Source organism: Streptomyces monashensis (genome assembly GCF_001866665.1).
GTDB classification, from domain to species: domain Bacteria; phylum Actinomycetota; class Actinomycetes; order Streptomycetales; family Streptomycetaceae; genus Streptomyces; species Streptomyces monashensis.
In genome coordinates this window covers 23,015-41,961 of the sequence record NZ_MLYO01000062.1, presented here as the reverse complement: position 1 = coordinate 41,961, position 18,947 = coordinate 23,015, and the positions used below count along the sequence as shown (strand labels likewise).

The following is an 18,947-nucleotide window of genomic DNA, read 5'->3' as shown; positions in this document are numbered from 1 at the left end:
ACGTCTGCCCCTATGACGAGGGTTGCGGCTGCACAGGTCTGACCAGGTGGAAGACCTCCCGGGCCGCGTAGCGCCTGAGACTTCGGACTGTCTCGCGCCGGGTCTTGCCCTCCTTGCTGCGGCGTTCGCAGTACTCCTGGGTACGCGGGTCGACGCGCAGGCGGGTCTGCACGATCCGGTGCAGGGCCGCGTTCGCTTGCCGGTCGCCGCCGCGGTTGAGGCGACGGTACTGCCGGCTGCCCGAGGAACGCTCGACCGGGCTGACCCCGCACAGCGCCGCGAAGGACGCCTCACTGCCCAGGCGTTCCGGGTTGTCCCCGATCCTGATCAGCAAAGTGACGGCCGTGTCCGGACCGATGCCCACTGCCTCAAGCAGCTGCGGAGCGTGGCATTCCACCAGTCGGGTCAGGCGGCCTTCCAGGTCCTGGACCGCGTCGCTGAGCTGCCTGATGCGCCGGGCCAGGAGACCCAGGATGACGTGGGTGGCGTGGAGCACCGCCCCTTCGTCGGCCTCGCGGTTCAGGCTGTCGTCGACGAGCCCTGCGCAGGTGCGGAAGAGCTCGGCGTTGCCCAGCCCGGCCAGTTCCTCCCTCAGCTGCGGATCGGCACGGATGAGGACGGCCTTGAGCTGGTTGATCGCCTGGGTACGGGCCTTGACCGCCGAGTCCTCGGCCGGCTTGTACATCCGGGCGATCTCCACCGGCCCATCGCCCGTCTTCGCCTGGGCACGCGCCCGCCCGCTCAGCACCGCCCGGGCCGCGTTCTCGGCATCGAGCGGGTCCGACGTGCCTCGCCGTCGGCGCGACATCGAGTTCGACGACGTCGTCATGGTCCACTGCGTGCCACGGCCGCAGGACGTGATCTTCCGCAACGAACTGCACGACCTGGTCGCGGACAAGAAGCTGCGGCTCCTCGAGGTGCACACCGACACAGACGGCATGCTCGACATCGCCCGTCTCGACGAACTCGTGCCCGACTGGGCCGAGCGCGAGACCTGGGCCTGCGGGCCCGCGGGCCCGCTCGACGCCGCCGAAGAGCACGGGAGCGGGCACGGCGTCCAAGAACGCCTGCACACCGAACGCTTCCGCCCCGGCGACGTCGTCGCCGGCGACGGATGCGGCGGCGAGGTCACGTCCCGCGCCACCGGCAAGAGCGTCGACGCGGACGGCGCCACGCCGTTGCTGGACATCGGCGAAGAGGCCGGCGTGCTCATGCCCTCCGGGTGCCGCATGGGCATCTGCTTCGGCTGCGTCACGCCGCTCAAGGCGGGCGCCGTCCGCGACCTGCGCACCGGCGAGATCACCGAGGCCGAGCCGGGCGTCCTCGTCCAGACCTGTGTGTCCGCCGCGGCGGGCCCTTGCGACATCGAACGGTAGGAGCACCTCGACCGCCATCGCCCTGGCTCACGCACCCGAGGTCAGGCGCCCTTGTCCGCAGGCTCCAGAATCGCCACGCACTCCACGTGATGCGTCATCGAAAACACGTCACAAGGTGTGTGGACGGGAGGAGAATCTGCAGGTCACATGGGGTTTTCCTGCCTTGGGCGCGGGCTGTGAGGCGGCCGGAGCGTCACATGAGCGTCATGTCTGACGGACCTTCTCTCCTCCTTTGGCCGGTACACCGGGCTGTCCGCGTTTCTGCTGCCCGTGGCCGTCATGTTGCTGCTCGGGCGGCAGGTGAACTGCTGGAGGTGCTGCGGGATGCCCGGCGCAGCGCTCGCCACCGGGCCGCCGGGGCCGACCCGGTGGGCCGGTGGGCCGGTGGGCCGGTGGGCCGGTGGGCCGGTGGGCCGGTGATGAGGCTGGACATCAGGACCGACTCGTCGCCGGGTTTCACCTCGTGCACATCGGCGTCCGCCCCCGGACGCCTGCCCGGGTGTGGCTCAGGCGTCGATGATGACGGGGATGATGAGGGGCTTGCGGCGGTGGGTGCGGAACGCCCAGTTCGCCACGGCGCGGGCGAGGAGCTGTTCGAGTTGGCGCGCGTCCCCGACGCCTTCCTCGGCTGCGGTGGCCAGGGTCTTCTCGATGACAGGGATGACCGACTCGAAGGTGGCGTCGTCGTGGACGAAGCCCCGGGCCAGAAAGTCGGGGGCCTCGGCGAGGGCGCCGGTGTCCGCGTCGACGATCGCCACCACCGTCACCACGCCTTCGGCGGCGAGGGTGAGGCGGTCCTTGAGAGACGCCTCGGTGGCGCCGCCGACTTCCATGCCGTCCACGTAGACGTTGCCGGCGGGGACCTTGCCGGTGATGGACGCGCGTCCGTCGATCAGGTCGACGACGACGCCGTCCTCGGCGATGACGACCCGGTCCGGGTCGACACCGGTACGGATGGCGAGGTCGGCGTTGGCCCGCAGGTGGCGCCATTCGCCGTGCACGGGCATGACGTTGCGGGGTTTGACGATGTTGTAGCAGTAGACGAGTTCGCCGGCGCTGGCGTGCCCGGAGACGTGCACCTTGGCGTTGCCCTTGTGGACCACGTGGGCGCCCCACCGGGTGAGTCCGTTGATCACCCGGTAGATGGCGTTCTCGTTGCCGGGGATGAGGGAGCTGGCGAGCAGGACGGTGTCGTCCTTGCCGATGCGGATCATGTGGTCGCGGTTGGCCATCCGTGACAGCGCGGCCATCGGTTCGCCCTGGGAGCCGGTGCACACCAGAGTGATCTTGTGGTCCGGGAGCTTCTCCAGCTCCTTGGTGCTCACGACCAGACCGGAGGGGACCTTCAGATAGCCCAGGTCACGGGCGATGCCCATGTTGCGGACCATCGACCGGCCGACGAAGGCGACCTTGCGGCCGTGCTGGTGGGCGGCGTCCAGGACCTGCTGGATGCGGTGCACGTGGCTGGCGAAGCTGGAGACGATGACCCGGCGCGGCGCGGTGCGCATCACCTGCTCGATCGCCGGGTTCAGCTCTCGCTCGGAGGTGGTGAAGCCGGGTACTTCGGCGTTGGTGGAGTCGGTGAGGAACAGGTCCACGCCCTCCTCGCCGAGGCGGGCGAAGGCGCGCAGGTCGGTGATGCGGTCGTCGAGAGGGAACTGGTCCATCTTGAAGTCGCCGGTGTGCAGCACCATCCCGGCCCGGGTGCGGATCGCGACCGCGAGGCTGTCGGGGATGGAGTGGTTGACCGCCACGAACTCGCAGTCGAAGGGCCCGAAGCCACGCCGGTCGCCCTCCCGCACCCGCACCGTGCGCGGTCGGATGCCGTGTTCCTTGAGCTTGGCCTCCAGGAACGCCAGCGTCAGCTTGGAGCCGACGACGGGAATGTCGCGCCGTTCGCGCAGGAGGTACGGCACGCCGCCGATGTGGTCCTCGTGGCCGTGGGTGAGGACCACGGCCACGATGTCGTCCAGCCGGTCCCGGATCGAGGTGAAGTCCGGCAGGATCACGTCCACACCGGGCTGGATCTCCTCGGGGAACAGCACGCCGCAGTCGACGATGAGCAGCTTGCCCGCGTGCTCGAAGACGGTCATGTTGCGGCCGATCTCACCCAGGCCGCCCAGGGCGACGACCCGCAGCCCCCCTTCGGGAAGGGGCGGGGCGGCTTTCAGCTCGGGGTGCGGATGACTCATACCCTGACGGTACCCGGAGAGCGGGACAGGTGATCCATTACCTCCTCCCGACAGGGTCGGGGCACCACAACGGGTGTCCGGGGACGATCCGATGACGCCGGCGGCCGGACAGGGAGGGGTCAAGGCGGGGTCCAGCCAAGGTGAGCTCAAAAGCCGCCACGAGATGATCTCGGGGTCCTGAAGGCGGCTGGTCAGGATGCGGTGGGTATCGCGCGGGCGAGCGGCGCCAGGTTTCCGTACAGGGCGGCGTGCAGGGCGGCTGCGAGTTCGCGGGCCCGGCTCTCGTCTGCCACGTCGTGCAGTACGACGTAGACCGCCCCCGCGGAGGAGTCCGAGCTCTGCACCTCGGCGGTCACCGGCTGGACCGATGTGGGGCAAGCTGCTGTGGGCCTCGTCCACCCTGCCCGGCTCTGTGCACGACATCAAGGCCGCCCGAACCCACGGCATCATCGACGCCCTCACCGAGGCGGGCCTGGCCTGCTGGGCGGACAAGGGCTATCGGGGCGCGGGCGGCACGGTGCGAGTGCCCTTCCGTGGCCGGTGGGACCGGCTCTCGACAGGTCAACGCGCGGTCAACGCCGCGCATGCCCGCATCCGGACCCTCGGCCAGCAGGCCGGGCGGCGTATCGCTCGAGGCATCGGATGATCTCACGCCGGGTCCTGCCCTCCTGGGTGCGGCGTTCGACGTACGCCTGCGTGCGCGGGTCGTAGCGCAGGCGGGTGAACACGATGCGGTGCAGTGCGGCGTTGGCTTGGCGGTCGCCGCCATGGTTGAGCCGGCGCGAGCTCCGGCGGCCCGACGCATACTCGACCGGGCTGACCCCGCACAACGCAGCGAACGACGCCTCCGTGCCCAGTCGCTCGGGATTGTCCCCCATCGTGATCAGTAGGGTGGCGGCACTGGCCCACTCGTGCTGGCAGTTGCGGGGCGTTGCGTTCGGCCACGCGTCCGGGGCGTCGAGGAGGCGGATGCCGAGCCGTGTACGGCAGGGGCTCTTCGCCCTCGTCAACGTGGGTGTCGGGCTTCCCGGATTCGTCCGGACGGCCAGGGCACCGGCAGCATTGCCTGATGTGGTCTGGATGGCGGTGGCTCAGGCCGCCAACCGAGTCGTACGGGTCCGGCCTGACGCGGGGAACCGCAGGACACCGATGCGCGCAAGCTGCCGCAGCCTGTTCCCAGGATGCGAGCACCCCCAACGGTCAGACCAACGAACGTCACCGCACATTCAACCGCGAGGGCGGAACGCGGTCGGGCCGTCCAGGGGCCGCCTGGCTGTGCCTGCGTGCGGGGCCGGGTCCCCGGTCAGGGCTTCAGCGCGGCACGGATGAGAGCGCGCAGTTCATCGTCGGTGACGGCCGCCATGTCCGTGGACCGCAGCCGAATGGTGGCCTTTCCGCTGATGAGCTCGGGATGGCGGGAGCTGAAGCCACCATCGCGGTCCGTTCCCCACCCGTAGATCGAGACGCCGTGCTGCCAGACACCGATGTGCAGCCTGCGCTTTTCGACCCGGTAGGTGGGCATTCCGTAGGACAGCGCCACGCTCGCCTGCGGGAATTCCTCCAGGATCAGCCCGCTCACCCGGTCGAAGAGCCGACGGTGACCTGGCGCAATGTAGTCGAGGTACTCCTGCACAGAGCCCATGCGACCCATTGTCGTCCTCCCGCGAACACCGCTGCTGCAGGCTCGGCCCCTCGCGCACGACCGTCGCGGCTTCATGGCAGGGCAGGGCCGTGCGGCACCAGTGGACCGTTCCCGACCGTCAGGCGGCTGACCAGGGAAGATGGAGAACCGGGACGGGAGTATCTAGGGTCAGCACGTGGCTTTCATCATGGTGTGCGAAGACGACGCGGCGGTCCGCGGCGTCCTCAGGCGCGCCCTGGAGCACGACGGTCACACCGTCTCCGTCGCCGCCACGGCCGACAGCCTGCTGCGGCAGCTCGCACCGGCGCCCCACCTGGTCGTCCTGGATCTCGGACTGCCGGACGCCGACGGCCGCGACGTCTGCCTGGCCCTGCGGGCTCGCGGCGTGGATGCGCCGGTGCTGATGCTCACCGCCTTGGACGGCCTGCATCACAAGGTGGGCGGCTTCGAGGCCGGCGCCGACGACTACCTGACCAAGCCCTTCGACATCCCGGAACTACTGGTCCGCGTCCGAGCGCTGCTGCGCCGGGCCACCGTGGCGCCCGCACCGCACGAGGTCGTCCTCGATCCGGCGAAGCACGTGGTGACCTACGATGCGGTGAGCATGAGCCTGACCCCGACCGAGTACCGGCTGCTGGGCCGCCTGATCGCCTCGCAGGGCGACGCGGTACGCCGCCACGCCCTGATCGCCGCCGGCTGGCCGCACGGGGCGCAGGTCAGCGACAACACCCTCGACTCCTATGTGCGCCGGCTGCGGACCAAGCTCGCTCCGCTGGGTGTGGCCGAGCGTCTGGCGACCGTCCGCGGCGTGGGCTACCGATGGCAGTGACGGGATTCCGCAGCAGAGTCGTCGCGCTCACCGTGCTGATCGCCACCGCCGTGGTCGCGATCCTGGTCGTGGTCTCGCACGTGCTGCTGAGCCGGGTGACGGACACCGACGCGCACGATCTGGCGCGTACCCGCGCCGAGGCGGTCGCGGCGAACGTCACCGCCAAGGGCGGCCGTGTCGTGCTCACGGAGAACAGCAGCGAGGCGCTGGACGAGGTCGCCTGGGTGTATGCCGACGGCCGCCTGATCGACGGGAACGTACCGCCGAGCGTGGTCGATCGCGTCGAGGAGCTGGCGGACTCGGAGCGGTCGCAGACCGCGTCCGTCGGCAACTACCTCCTGTACGCGCGGAAGGTCCCGATCGACGGCCACCACGTCATGGTGATCGTCCGGGTGGACCTCACGCCCTACGAGACATCCGAACAGCGCAGCCTTGCCTTGTCCCTGATACTGGGCGGCCTCACGATCCTCCTCGCCGGCGGTGTCGCACACCTCGTGGTACACCGCGCGCTGCGGGTCGTGCACGAGATGGCCGCCCTCGCCGACGACTGGGGCCATCACGAACCCGGGCGCCGCTTCAACCTCGGGGTTCCCCGCGACGAGTTCGGGGAACTGGGGCGGACCCTGGACCATCTTCTGGAGCGCGTCGACAACGCGCTGGCGGACGAGCGCCGGCTCACCGACGAGATCGCCCACGAGCTGCGGACACCGCTCACGGTCCTGCGGGCCGAGGCACAGCTGGCGCAGCTGTCCGGCGGGCCGGTGCCGACGGAGGCGGTGCTGAGCGAGGTCGACCGCCTCGATGCGGCGATCACGACGCTTCTGCGCGCCGCGCGCGCACGGACGGACAAGGGGACCCGGTGCGATCTGCGCTCCGCCGCACGGCAGGCGATCGCCGGCCGCGCGGTCGAGGTCGCCTTCCCCGCGAAGGTCGAGGTCGCCGTTGCGGCCGACGTCGCCGTGTCGCTGCTGTCGCCCTTGCTGGACAACGGCCTGCGGCATGCGAAGTCCCGAGTGTGGATCACTGCGCGCCTCCAGGGCGAGGCCATCGTGGTCGATGTCCTGGACGACGGCCCCGGATTCGATCCCGCGGACGTCGACCGGGTCTTCGAAGCGGGGGTGAGCGGCGGCGACGGGTACGGGCTGGGGCTGCCGGTGGTCCGGCGCATCGCCGCCTCGGCCGGTGCGGAGGTCCGCGCGATCGCGGACGGCCGCGGTCACGTCGAGGTGACGCTCCCGGCCGCCCGCGCAACCGCGTAGTCAGGTTATGTGCAGATTCCCCGCGTAAACCTCCCCGCATGACAACGACAACGGAAGCACGCACGCGCAGCGGGCGTCTCATGCTCAACAAGGTTCCCGAGGTCACCGTCTGGTTCTGGGTGATCAAGATCCTGTGCACGACCGTCGGTGAGAGCTTCGCCGACTGGATCAACATGAAGCTGGGCGTCGGCCTGGTGAACACGGCCTGGATCTTCACCGCGGTGTTCGTGGTGGTTCTGGCCGTCCAGCTGCGGCTGAAGCGGTACGTTCCGTTCCCCTACTGGCTGACCGTGGTCGTTGTCAGCGTCACGGGCACCCTGTACACCGACATCCTGACCGACCAGCTGAACGTGCCGCTGTGGATCAGTTCCGCAGTCTTCTCGGTGCTGCTCGCGGTGGTCTTCGGCGTGTGGTGGGCGCGTGAGCGCACGCTGTCGATCCACTCGGTCACGACGCTGCCGCGTGAGTCGTTCTACTGGCTCGCCGTTCTCGTCACCTTCGCGCTCGGCACCGCGACCGGCGACTGGACCCTCGAGCTCACCGGCTGGAGCCCGGGAGTCTCGGTCCTGCTGCCGCTCGGCCTCATCGCGGCGATCACGCTGCTGTGGAAGTTCGGCGCCAACCCCGTGCTGTCCTTCTGGCTCGCCTACATCCTGACCCGCCCGCTGGGCGCGAACATCGGCGACTGGCTCGCCTCCCCCAAGGTCGCCCAGAACCCGGGCGACCCGACCGGTCTCGACCTGGGCACGTTCACCACCAGCCTGATCTTCCTCGGCCTGATTCTGGCGACGGTCATCTACCTGACGGTGACGCGCTCGGACGTGACCGAGACCCACGAGGCGACCCACGCCGCACCGGCCACCAGCAACCCGCGCAAGGAGCGCACCGCGCTCGCCGGCTTCGGACTGCTCGCCGTCGCCACCGCGGGCCTGCTGGTCTGGGCCCACGGCCAGCCGCACGTCGGCCCGGCGCCGGAGACCGACACCACCTCCGCCGTCCAGATGGCTCCCGGACAGGCGGTGAAGAAGTTCCCGCCCGCCAAGGTCGCCGCGCTGAAGACCCTCGCCTCCACCTCGCTCCAGGACGCACGCTCGGGGAACGCGGCCGGGGCCCACACGGCCGCCCAGAAGCTGCGTGACCTGTGGGACGCCGACCAGGACTCGCTGCAGCCGCTGGACCAGACCGGCTGGACCTCCATCGACGCCCAGATGGACAAGGTGCTCAAGACCTTCGGCATCGATCACTCGAACCCGCCGATGTCGCCTGCCCAGCAGGAGAAGGAACTGAACGCGCTCCTGACGGACATGGGCTGACAGACCGCACAGCGCCCGGCCGGCCCACCCGGCCGACGGGCTCCGTGTGCCAGGGCTGCGCAGAGAACCGCGCCGCCCTGGCACACGCCGGCGAGCCGCGGACAGCGCAGGCGGCCCGGGCACGTCCGCAGACTCTCGTGGGCGGTCGCTGACCGGATGGCGTCGGCCGGATGATGAGTGCAGACCCTGCTGCGCGGACAGGCGAGGGCCAGTCAACTCTTCGTCCCGGCCTCATCGCTCCAGCCGCAGCGCTCGAGGCGGTAGCCGTGCCCTCGGAGCGTGGTGATGTGAGGCAACCGGCACGGGCGGGCGGACTCCTCGGCGGCCTGGGTGAGACGTCGGCGCAGGCCGGCCATGGTGACGTCCAGGGTCTTGGTGGGGCCGAACCAGTTCTCGTCCCACACCTGTGCCATCAGCGTTTCTCGCGAGACAGCGATGCCGGGGTTCCTGGCGAGCAGGGCGAGGAGGTCGAATTCCTTCGGCCGCAAGGAGATCTCCGTGTCGTGGAGGGTGCAGCGGCGGGACGTGGTGTCGATGACCAGGTCGCCGAGCCGTAGTGAGGGCTGCGGCTGCGACGTGCCGGTCTGGCGGCGCAGGTGGGCGCGGAGGCGGGCCAGCAGGACGGTGAGGCTGAAGGGCTTGACCAGGTAGTCGTCGGCGCCTGCGTCCAGGCCGGCGATGACGTCGATGTCGTCGGTGCGAGCGGTGAGGATGACGATCAGCAGGTCGGGAAAGCGTGCGCGCAGGGTGCGGGCGAGGTCCAGTCCGTCGAGGTCGGGCAGGCCGAGGTCCAGGAGAACGGCGTCGTAGGCGGTGCGGTCCGTCTCCGCCAGGGCCGAGGCGCCGGTGCGGCTCCATGCGGAGGCGTAGCCGTTGACGCGCAGGCCGGTTTCCAGGTGGCGTCCGATGGTGTCGTCGTCCTCGACGACCAGGATGTGCAGACGGCTGCGGTCCGGTGCGGCAGGCGTGCCCATGGCAACAGAGCAGGCAGGTCGCTTCCCTGCAGGCGGGCTCACAGGTCGCGGAGTTCCTCCACCGCGGGGGCCACGCGCTTCCCCGGGACCGATGGGCGGCGCGGGCCTCCCGGAGTCCCACGTGGCGGAAGTTCCATCGCTCGGAAGTCGATGCCGCCGTGGCGACATTCCCCTGCCCGCAAGCCGCCGATCGGACATACCTGTCCGTCATCTCTCCCGTACCTGAACCGGAACGGTTGAGGGCGGCGCGCCAGAGGGAAGCCCCAGCCCCCTTCGTCGCGCACGCCGATCACGGAGGGCCGGCCCGGCGACCCCAGTGGTCGCCCGGCCGGCCCTCCCGGTGTGCGTGCCGCGGGTCGCTCAGCGGGTCCGGCGAAGTCCGGTGCGGTCCGGCAGCGCCCCGAAGGGGCGCGGGGCTGTGTCGATATGCGGCTCCGCCGCGTGGGCGCGACCCGTCGCGACGGCCCCGCGGACGACCGACGGCGCCGTGCGGCACTTCCGGCGGAGCGCCTAGCGGGCCTCGTCCTGGTGGGACAGTTCCAGGTCGAAGTCGGTCACGCCGCTGCCGTCCAGACGTACGGACGTGGCGACCGGGGCGTAGCCGCTGGCGATGACGGTGTACTCGCCGCCGTCCAGGTCGGTGAACCCGTAGACCCCGTCGGTGCCGGTGACCGCGGTGCCGACCACGTTTCCGGCCGAGTCCAGCAGCGTGACCTTGGCATCGTCGAGCGGCGTGCCGGCGGGGGTGGTGACGACCCCGCCCAGCCGCGCACTCGACTCCAGGCGGATCTCGTGGACCTCCCCGGCGCCCGCGGTGACCTCGACGGGAAGTGCGGCCGGGCGGTGTCCGGGCGCGTTCACGACCAGCGTGTAGCTGCCCGGGACCAGTTCGGCGAGCGTGAACGTGCCGTCCTCGGCGGTGGTCCCGGAGGACACGACCTCGCCGCGCACGTCGGTGGCGACCAGCAGCGCCGCGGGCACCGGGCGGGCGTCGTCGGCGTCGCGGACGACCCCGGACAGGGCGACGGTGCCGCTGAGCGCGAGGTCGCAGACGACCGGCTCCTCGCCGACGAGCACGGTGACGGCCTGCGGCTGGCGGGAACCGGCGGCGGCGATCAGCACATAGGTGCCGGGGCCGGTGACGGACACCGTGTAGCCGCCGTCGGGGCCGGTGACGGCGCGGCCGAGCTGCCGTCCGTCGACGTCGATCACGGTGATCACGGCCTGCGCCACCGGCGCGTTGGCGCCGTCCAGCACATGGCCCCGGACGACGTACGACGGGCCGCCCGGTACGGGTGCGAACCGGTCGGCGGGCGACACGGCGGTGGGTCGGTCGTCACCGGCGGGCCCGGCGGCGGGCTCTGCGGCGACGAGCTCGGCGACGGGCTCGGCGGCCTGCTCGACGGCCGGGGCGCCGTTCTCCTCGGCGGCCTGCGCCTCCAGTCCGGAGACCTTGCGCAGCGGAACCTCCTTGGTCCACACGGCGACCAGGAAGCCCAGGACCATCACGCCGGCGGCGATGAGGAACACGAGCTGCATCGAGTCGGTGAAGCCGACCTTGAACGGCTCGGCCAGGCGCGGGTCGAGCCGCTGGATGAACGAGGAGTCGTTCAGCACGCCCGAACCGCCGCTGCCGCTCGCCGCGGGGTGCTTGAGCATGTCCAGCACGGGCGCGTTGGCGGGGTCGGCGCGGACGGCCGGGTCGTGCAGCGCGGCCTGGAACGCGGGCGTCTGCGCGGCGGAGCGGAAGGCGGAGCCGATCTTGTCGCCGACGGTGCTGAACAGCACGGAGAGGAAGATCGCGGTACCGGCGGTGCCGCCCATCTGCCGGAAGAAGGTGGCCGACGCGGTCGCCACGCCCATGTCCTTGGGCTCCACGGCGTTCTGCACGGCCAGGGTCAGGATCTGCATGCAGCCGGCGAGACCGATGCCGAACAGCGCCATGTAGGCCATGGTCTCGGGCAGCGCGGTGTTCCACTCCACCCGGTAGTGGAACAGCAGCAGCGCGGCGATGATCAGCAGGGTGCCGATGACGGGGAAGATCTTGTACTTGCCGGTCTGCTGGATGATGCGGCCGACCACGATGGTGCCGGCGATCATGCCGACCATCAGCGGCAGCATCAGCAGGCCGGACTTGGTGGGGCTGACCCCCTTCACGATCTGGAGGTACAGCGGGACCATCATCATGCCGCCGAACATGCCCATGCCGACGAGCACGGACAGCAGGCTCATCTTGCTGAACACGGCGCTGCGGAACAGCCGCATCGGGATCAGGGCCTCCTCGCCCATCGCCCGTTCGACGAGGACCCACACGATCAGACCGACCGCGCCGACGCCGTAGCAGACGAGGGACCTGGTGGAGCCCCAGCCCCAGTCCTGGCCCTGCTCGGCGACGAGCAGCAGCGGTACGACACCGATGGCGATGGTGAGCGCGCCCCACCAGTCGATGCGGTGTTCACGGCGGGTGTGCGGGAGGTTCAGCACCTTGGCGACGACGAACAGCGCGATGATGCCGACCGGCACGTTGACCAGGAAGACCCAGCGCCAGCCCGTGATGGCCAGGATGCTGCCGCGGCCCGCGAGGAAACCGCCGATCAGCGGGCCGAGCACGCTGGAGGAGCCGAACATCGCGAGCATGTAGCCCTGGTAGCGGGCCCGCTCGCGGGGCGGGACGATGTCACCGATGATCGCCAGCGCCAGTGCCATCAGGCCGCCCGCGCCGATGCCCTGGAAGGCCCGGAAGGCCGCCAGCTCCGTCATCGAGGTGGCGAACGAACAGGCCGCCGAGCCGACGATGAAGATCGAGATGGCCGCGAGGAAGAACGGCTTGCGGCCGTAGATGTCGGACAGCTTGCCGTACAGCGGCGTACTGATGGTGGAGGTGATCAGATACGCGGTCGTGACCCACGCCTGCGAGCTGAGGCCGTGCAGATCGTCGGCGATCGTGCGGATCGAGGTGCTGACGATGGTCTGGTCGAGAGCCGCGAGGAACATCCCCAGCATCAGGCCGCTGAGGATCGTCATGATCTGCCGGTGCGTCATTCTGCCGGCCGGTGGTGGCGACGCGGATATCTCTGCGGTTCCCCCGCGGGCCGGGGACGCTGACATGGTCATGCGTACGAATCTCCTTGCCTCGCCTCGCCCCCCGGGCTCTTCCCGGCTCCGAGGCTCGTGTTCCTGTGGGTCGCCGGGTCGCCGTGGGGGCGCTGCACCAATCCCCGATCGACGTGCGAGCGCGCTGCTCACTCACGGCCTCCGGCGGCCCGTGCCGATCTTCACTCACGTACCGTTGCTTGCGGCTACCAACTGAGTGTAGATCCTGGCCGGGCCAGGCTCTATCACATAGGTCCGATCACCCGTATGTGCGATCAATGGCTGTCCCCGGTCATCGGATGTCCGGCCTCAGGGCATGGCCAGCCATCCGATCACGCCGGCCACGCCGAAGACGGCGAAACCGATGCCGCACGCCAGCAGCAGCCTCCTCAGCAGCCGGCCGGCCCCGGGGGACCACAACGCCGCGCCGATCCGCCCGCCCAGCCGGGGCATCGCGGTGGAGAACGCGCCACACAGGAGGGTCAGGCCGGCGACGAACGCCACCACGCCGACACAGATCCCGGCCAGCCTCCCGGCCGTCGGAGCGACCCCGACAAGGTAGCAATGGCCCCTCGCGTCCCGCTGGACCGGCAGGACCGTCCCCGCCGTGAACGACTCACCGATGGAGGCGTACGCGTCCGTGACCCGGTGATCGTCGGAGCGGAAGTCTCCGTAGCAGTCGGTGTGACGCTGTTTGCCGGTGCCGGAGGTCTCGCAGTATTCGATCCGCAGCAGCCCCGGGGTGCCGGACATCCGCATGGAGTACTTCATGCCGTCGGCGAGACCCACGGCGCCGCCGATGCCGAGGCCACTGAACAGCACCCCTGCGAACACCCCGAACAGCACCATCCCGACACGGCCCAGCCTGGTCCTCGGCTCGCTCCGGGTTCCCGCCCGGGCTCTTCCCGCCCTCACCGGTGTCACGTCTCCCCCGCCCACCCGATGTCGATCCGGCCGGTCATGATGCCACCGGCTCTTCGGCCCCCGCGCACCACCCCGGACCACCACACCGGACCCCCACAGTTCCCGCGGCGCTCTCCACACGTGCCGGGGCGATGAGGGAGGGCGGCGGCGAGGGTCCACGGCCGCGGGGCTGCCCCGCGCGCCCCTGCCGGAGGACTCGGCGGTACGGACTAGAGGCCCTCCGGGGTGCCGAGGCCGGTCATGGCGCCCACCGGGTCGAGGTCCGGGGTGCCGCGGGGCCACCAGTCGTCGCGGCCGGGCTCGGACTCGTAGGCGTACCACAGTCCGTCGCGGCCGAGGCGGAGCTGGGCGTGGCCCTGCGGGTGGGTGAGGCGGTTGCGCCAGGGGCGGAACGCCGGGAGGTCGGCGGCGAGCAGCAGCGGGCGGGCCCGGTCGAAGCGGCCGGCCGGCGGATCCCACGGCTCCTCCAGGGCGGCCAGCCCGGCGGACGCGCCCTGCCGCCAGGCGGCGACGGCCCGCGCGAGGTCGGACGCGGTACGGCCGACGGCCGTGGCGAGCGTGGCGTACAGCGTGCGGGTGGCGGCCGTGAGGCCGGAGCCGGGGCGGGCGGCGGCGAGGCGCACCGCGTCCTGCCACAGGGTCAGCTCCCCCACCGGGTCACGGCCGGTGTCGAGCAGCGCGTGCGCGCGGGCGGCGGCGTCGGTCGCGAGCTGGTCCAGGGCGAAGGGGTCCGGGCCGCCGGGGGCCGCGGGATAGACCGGTGGCTGCCCGCAATGGGGCGGCACGGGCAACGGCGGGGGCAGCGGCGGCAGTCGGCGGGGCGCGAGGGCGTCGGTGGCGCGCACGCCGGACAGGGAGTCGACCTGCCGCTCCTGGGCGGCACGGGCCGCGCGGGCCGCACTGCGCCGGGACAACGCGTCGAGCAGGTCCTTCTCGCCCCGGCCGCGCAGCAGGAGCAGCACGAACGGGTCGGCGTCGAGCAGCCGGGCCGTCTGGTAACAGAGCGCGGCGGCGTGCTTGCAGGGGTGCCCGGAGTCGGGACAGCTGCACTGCGGGGCGAGGTCACCTGGCCCGGGCAGCAGCGGCGCACCGCAGTCGGCGAGGGACTGGGGCAGCTCCCTGTCGAGCAGCGCGGCGATGTGCCCTGGCCGGTCGGCGGCCGCGTCCAGGAAACGCTCCCAGTCCTCGTCCTCCAGCGTCCGGACCCGCACCTGCACGCGGTACGGCCGCGGCCGGCTGCCGCGTACGTACGCCAGCACCAGCCCCGGTGTCACGGTGATCGCGTCGACGTGCCCCTGGTCGGCGTAACCCCGGCCCCGCGCCAGTCGCTTGGCGTCCAGCGCCCCCTGCTCCAGCGCGTCGGCCCACGCGTTGCCCCACCAGGTCCCGGCGAACGGCGCAACCCCGTCGGCAGCCGCACGCGCCGCGAACGCCGGGAACGTACGCCGCAGTTCGGTGTCCCGGTGGGGGGTGGCCATGGTGGCGGGCAGGTACGGGCGCGCGGAGGCGGGGGCAGTGGCGGGGTGGTCGGGGTCGGCGGCGGCAGAGGTGGGTGACGGGTGGGTCTCGTCGGCAGTGGATACGGGGGCGGTGGGCGAGGGCTCCGGGTGGGTGTGGCCGCCGGCGCCGGCGCTGGTGTCCGAGGGCCGGGTCTCCTCGTCCGGGGTGTCGGACCAGGTGGGCATCCGGAAGGCGTTGGCCAGGTAGTGCCGCATGTCCTGGGCGGCCTTGCTCCGGATCGCCGGGGACTCCGGTCCGGGCTCGGCCGCGACGGAGCCGCCGGGTGCGGGCGCACCGCCTCGGGGACGGGGCTGCGCCGTCCGCCTGGCCCGCGCGGCACCTCGTTCCGCCGCGTCCGCCTCGGCCTCGGCCAGGGCCCGAACCGCCTCCCGCCGTGCGGCTCGCAGCGCTTCCCTGGCGATGTCGGCGGGCCGGCCGGCGGCGGGAGTGCCGGGGCGGGCCCGGGTCGCGGGGGTCTCGTCCCGGACCGGGATGGTGGCGTCAGCCGGGTCCGTGGCCGTGGCAGGGCGGGGTACGGCCACGCTCTCCGGCCACGCCTCAGCGCCGCCCCGCCCCGCCGGTGCCTCCGCTGTGCCGGCGGAGTCCTCCTCCGCCGTCCCGGAATCCGACGCGCGCTCTGCCTTCGACCGTTCCCGTGCCTCCCTGAGCACTCGGTGAGCCATGCCGGCAGGAGTCTCCTCGGCCCCGGCCGCCCCCTCCCGCTCTCGCGCCTGCTCGCCCGTGGCCCCGGCGGCCGCGGCGGCAGGAGTCGCCTGCTCCCCGTCCCGTACCTCCTCGCGCGCGGCGTCGGCACGTCGCCGGGCCGCCCGCAGGGCCTGGCGGGCCGCGTCGGCGGGGCGGGGGGCGGGGGACGCCGTGGGGTCCTGCGGGGGGAGGCTCATGGGGTCCTCCGGAGAGAGACGAGGTCGGACAGTTCGCGGTCGGTCAGCTCGGTCAGGGCCGCCTCGCCGGAGCCCAGGACGGCATCGGCGAGGGCACGCTTGGCGGTGAGCATCTCGGCGATGCGGTCCTCGACCGTGCCCTCGGTGACCAGGCGGTGGACCTGGACGGGCTGGGTCTGGCCGATCCGGTAGGCGCGGTCGGTGGCCTGCTCCTCCACCGCCGGATTCCACCAGCGGTCGAAGTGGATGACGTGACCCGCGCGGGTGAGGTTCAGGCCGGTGCCCGCCGCCTTCAGGGACAACACCAGGACCGGGGTCTCACCGTCCTGGAAGCGGTCGACCATGCGCTCCCGTTCCGGGACCGGGGTGCCGCCGTGCAGCAGGTCCACCGGGATCGCGCGGGCGGACAGGTGCGCGGTGATGAGGCGGGCCATGCCGACGTACTGGGTGAAGACCAGCGCCGAGCCGTCCTCGGCGAGCAGGGTGTCCAACAGCTCGTCGAGCAGGGCGAGTTTGCCGGAGCGGTGCGCCGGGCGACCCCCGCCCGACTCCTCCTTCAGGTAGAGCGCGGGGTGGTCGCAGATCTGCTTCAGGGCGCCCAGCAGCTTCAGGACCAGGCCCCTGCGGGCGATGCCCTCCGCGGTCTCGATGGCGAGCAGCGACTCGCGTACCACCGCCTCGTACAGCGCGGCCTGCTCGCGGGTGAGCGGGACCGGGTGGTCCGTCTCGGTCTTGGGCGGCAGCTCGGGGACGATACCCGGGTCGGACTTCCTGCGGCGCAGGAGGAAGGGGCGGACCAGGCGGGCCAGACGCTCGACCGCCGCCCCGTTCTCCTCGGCCGCGCCGTTCTCCGCCGCGCGCGCGTGACGGGCGCGGAAGGACTTCAGGGGGCCGAGGAGGCCGGGGGTGGTCCAGTCGAGCAGGGCCCACAGCTCGGAGAGGTTGTTCTCCACCGGGGTGCCGGTGAGGGCCACGCGCGCGGGGGCCGGGATGGTGCGCAGCGCCTTGGCCGTGGCCGAGTAGGGGTTCTTCACATGCTGGGCCTCGTCCGCGACGACCATGCCCCAGGGGTGGTCGGCGAGCTGTTCGGCCGCCGAGCGCATCGTGCCGTACGTGGTGAGGACGAAGCCGCCCGCCAGGCCGTCCAGGGTGCGGTCCTGGCCGTGGAAGCGGCGGACGGGGACACCGGGTGCGAACCGGGTGATCTCCCGCTGCCAGTTGCCGAGCAGGGAGGCGGGGCAGACGACGAGGGTCGGCTCGGTGCGGGCCCGCTTCAGGTGCAGGGCGATGAGGGTGACCGTCTTGCCGAGGCCCATGTCGTCGGCGAGGCAGCCGCCGAGACCGAGGGAGGTCATGAGGTCGAGCCAGGCCAGGCCGCGCAGTTGGTAGTCGCGGAGGGTGGCGGCCAGCCCCGCGGGCGGGTCGGCCGGGTGCAGGCCCGCCGTGAGACGCGCGCGGAGCGCCGCCAGGGCACCCGTCGGCACGGCTTCGACGGTCTCGCCGTCGACCTCGGCGGTGCCGGTGAGTGCGACGGACAGGGCGTCGACCGGGTCGAGCAGGCCCAGTTCGCGCTTGCGGGCCTTGCGGACCAGTGCCGGATCGACCAGGACCCAGCGGTCGCGCAGCCGGACGACCGGGCGGTGGGCCTCGGCGAGGGCGTCCATCTCGGCCTCGCTGAGCGGGTCGCCGCCGAGCGCCAGCTGCCAGCGGAACCGGAGCAGGTCCTCGCTCTCGAAGAAGCCGGTGCCGTCGGTCGCCGAGCCGGGTGCCGGGCGGACCTCCGCGGTGGCCGTGAGATCGCGGGCGAGGTCCCGGGGCCAGTGCACGGCGACCCCGGCGGCGGCCAGCCGGGAGGCGGCGACGCCGAGCAGTTCGCCCAGCTCCTCCTCGGACAGGGCGAGCACGTCGGGCACGTCCTGCTCGGCGAGCCGGTCCAGGGGCGCCCACACGCGGGCCGCGCGCCGTACGGCGAGGGCGGCGTCCACGCGCGCGCGGGGGCCGAACGCCGCGTCGGCCTCCCCCGCCCACAGCGCCGCCGCGTCGGCCACCAGGGTGGGGTCGGCGAGGCTGTGGACCTGCACGATCGCCGCTCCGGCGGCCCGCGCGCCGTCGCTCGCACCGGCGTCGAAGACGTCGTACGCGGACAGGTCCAGGCGCAGCGAGATCCGTACCCCCGCGTCCATGCCGGCGGCGACCTCGGCCGCCCAGGCGTGCGCCCGGGGCAGGGCCACGGGTTCGCGGGCGGCGAAGGGCCGGCCCGCGGTGTGCGGGGCGGCCGGGGTGCGCGGCAGGGTGTCGGCGACCGCGTCCAGGAAGGAGCGGACGAGGGCCTCGGGCTCGGGCAGCCGCAGCGGGCCGGTGCCGGCGAGCGGCACGGCGTGGCCCTCCGGGGGCAGGGCCGCGGCCACCGCGCGCAGATGGGCGATGTCGTCGGGCTCCAGCGGGCCGGCCCGCCAGGCGTCGTGCCCGCCGGGGGTCAGGCCCGGCAGCAGCCGGCCGCGGGCGACCAGCCGCAGCGCGTGCAGCGCGGCAGCGCCCCAGCAGGCCGTCGCCGGGTGGGCGGCCGGGTCCCGGCGGGCCCGGACCAGCAGCGGCAGGGCCTCGGCGAGCGGCAGCGTCAGCGCGGGGACCTGCCGGCGGCGCACACCGGCACCGTGCCGCCGTACGACGGTGAGCTCCTCGGGGTCGCCGGGGCCGGCCACGGGGCCGCCGTCGGGGTCCCAGAAGGCGATGCGGCCCTGGCGCGGCAGGGGCGCGGGCAGATAGACCGACGCCAGGCGCACCGGGACCAGGTCCTCGGCCCGCGCGGAACCGTCCGTGCGACCCGCCGCCGCGACCGTGCCCGTGCTCATCTGTCCTGCCACCTCCCGCCCGCATACCGGAACAGACCTCGTCGGACGTCATCGGACGTCGTCAGACGCCTTCGACTCTACGGGCGGGGTC

12 protein-coding genes and 3 pseudogenes are annotated in these 18,947 nt (G+C 72.4%); 5 read left to right on the top strand and 10 right to left on the bottom strand.

Features of this window, described 5'->3' with window-relative positions; all coding sequences use genetic code 11:
- Positions 1-10: 10 nt before the first annotated feature.
- Entirely contained in the window at positions 11-685 is a 675-nt protein-coding gene (locus tag BIV23_RS32465) for a transposase (protein ID WP_071384687.1), read from the bottom strand.
- Positions 686-794: 109 nt separating this feature from the next.
- Here BIV23_RS32465 and BIV23_RS32460 point away from each other — a divergent pair.
- Positions 795-1,376: pseudogene (locus BIV23_RS32460) on the top strand (flavin reductase family protein); the annotation flags it as partial.
- Positions 1,377-1,882: 506 nt separating this feature from the next.
- On the opposite strand, the gene BIV23_RS32455 reads toward BIV23_RS32460, so the two are convergent.
- Entirely contained in the window at positions 1,883-3,568 is a 1,686-nt protein-coding gene (locus tag BIV23_RS32455; protein ID WP_071384564.1) for a ribonuclease J, read from the bottom strand.
- A 191-nt stretch (positions 3,569-3,759) separates the two neighbouring features.
- On the bottom strand, positions 3,760-3,924 hold the full coding sequence (locus tag BIV23_RS50700; protein WP_177240114.1) for a hypothetical protein: 165 nt from the start codon (positions 3,922-3,924) through the stop codon (positions 3,760-3,762).
- A 17-nt stretch (positions 3,925-3,941) separates the two neighbouring features.
- On the opposite strand from BIV23_RS50700, the pseudogene BIV23_RS32450 reads away from it, so the two are divergent.
- A pseudogene (locus BIV23_RS32450) lies at positions 3,942-4,184 on the top strand (transposase family protein); the annotation flags it as partial.
- Here the strand turns inward: BIV23_RS32450 and BIV23_RS47210 are convergent.
- Both BIV23_RS47210 and BIV23_RS32445 read right to left on the bottom strand, forming a co-directional pair.
- Positions 4,141-4,467, bottom strand: a pseudogene (locus BIV23_RS47210) (transposase); the annotation flags it as partial. The pseudogenes BIV23_RS32450 and BIV23_RS47210 sit on opposite strands and share 44 nt — an antisense overlap.
- A 404-nt stretch (positions 4,468-4,871) precedes the next feature.
- Positions 4,872-5,210 (bottom strand): DUF1801 domain-containing protein, encoded by a 339-nt coding sequence (locus BIV23_RS32445; protein WP_071384563.1) that lies wholly within the window; start codon positions 5,208-5,210, stop codon positions 4,872-4,874.
- 175 nt (positions 5,211-5,385) lie between these two features.
- On the opposite strand from BIV23_RS32445, the gene BIV23_RS32440 reads away from it, so the two are divergent.
- Genes BIV23_RS32440 through BIV23_RS32430 form a run of 3 tightly spaced genes read left to right on the top strand, consistent with a single transcriptional unit; the run spans position 5,386 to position 8,611 of the window.
- Complete coding sequence (locus BIV23_RS32440) at positions 5,386-6,039, top strand: response regulator transcription factor (RefSeq protein WP_071384562.1); 654 nt, start codon at positions 5,386-5,388, stop codon at positions 6,037-6,039.
- Positions 6,030-7,298, top strand: a complete 1,269-nt coding sequence (locus tag BIV23_RS32435; protein ID WP_071384561.1) for a sensor histidine kinase — start codon at positions 6,030-6,032, stop codon at positions 7,296-7,298. Before BIV23_RS32440 ends, BIV23_RS32435 begins: the two co-directional genes overlap by 10 nt.
- A 38-nt stretch (positions 7,299-7,336) precedes the next feature.
- Complete coding sequence (locus BIV23_RS32430; RefSeq protein WP_071384560.1) at positions 7,337-8,611, top strand: COG4705 family protein; 1,275 nt, start codon at positions 7,337-7,339, stop codon at positions 8,609-8,611.
- A 212-nt stretch (positions 8,612-8,823) separates the two neighbouring features.
- Here the strand turns inward: BIV23_RS32430 and BIV23_RS32425 are convergent, their stop codons facing one another.
- From BIV23_RS32425 to BIV23_RS32405, 5 genes are all read right to left on the bottom strand, one after another.
- Positions 8,824-9,585: a response regulator transcription factor gene (locus tag BIV23_RS32425; RefSeq protein ID WP_071384559.1), complete on the bottom strand. Its 762-nt coding sequence runs from the start codon at positions 9,583-9,585 to the stop codon at positions 8,824-8,826.
- Positions 9,586-10,095: 510 nt separating this feature from the next.
- A complete protein-coding gene (locus tag BIV23_RS32420) occupies positions 10,096-12,609 on the bottom strand; it encodes an MFS transporter (RefSeq protein WP_245790759.1) in 2,514 nt (837 codons plus the stop codon).
- 378 nt (positions 12,610-12,987) lie between these two features.
- The gene (locus BIV23_RS32415; protein WP_071384557.1) at positions 12,988-13,527 is read right to left on the bottom strand and encodes a hypothetical protein; all 540 of its coding nucleotides are present in this window, start codon (positions 13,525-13,527) and stop codon (positions 12,988-12,990) included.
- Between the two features lie 284 nt (positions 13,528-13,811).
- Entirely contained in the window at positions 13,812-16,004 is a 2,193-nt protein-coding gene (locus tag BIV23_RS52470; protein ID WP_245790758.1) for an SWIM zinc finger family protein, read from the bottom strand.
- Complete coding sequence (locus BIV23_RS32405) at positions 16,001-18,856, bottom strand: DEAD/DEAH box helicase (RefSeq protein ID WP_071384556.1); 2,856 nt, start codon at positions 18,854-18,856, stop codon at positions 16,001-16,003. The genes BIV23_RS52470 and BIV23_RS32405 overlap by 4 nt, the downstream gene beginning before the upstream one ends.
- Positions 18,857-18,947: the final 91 nt, after the last annotated feature.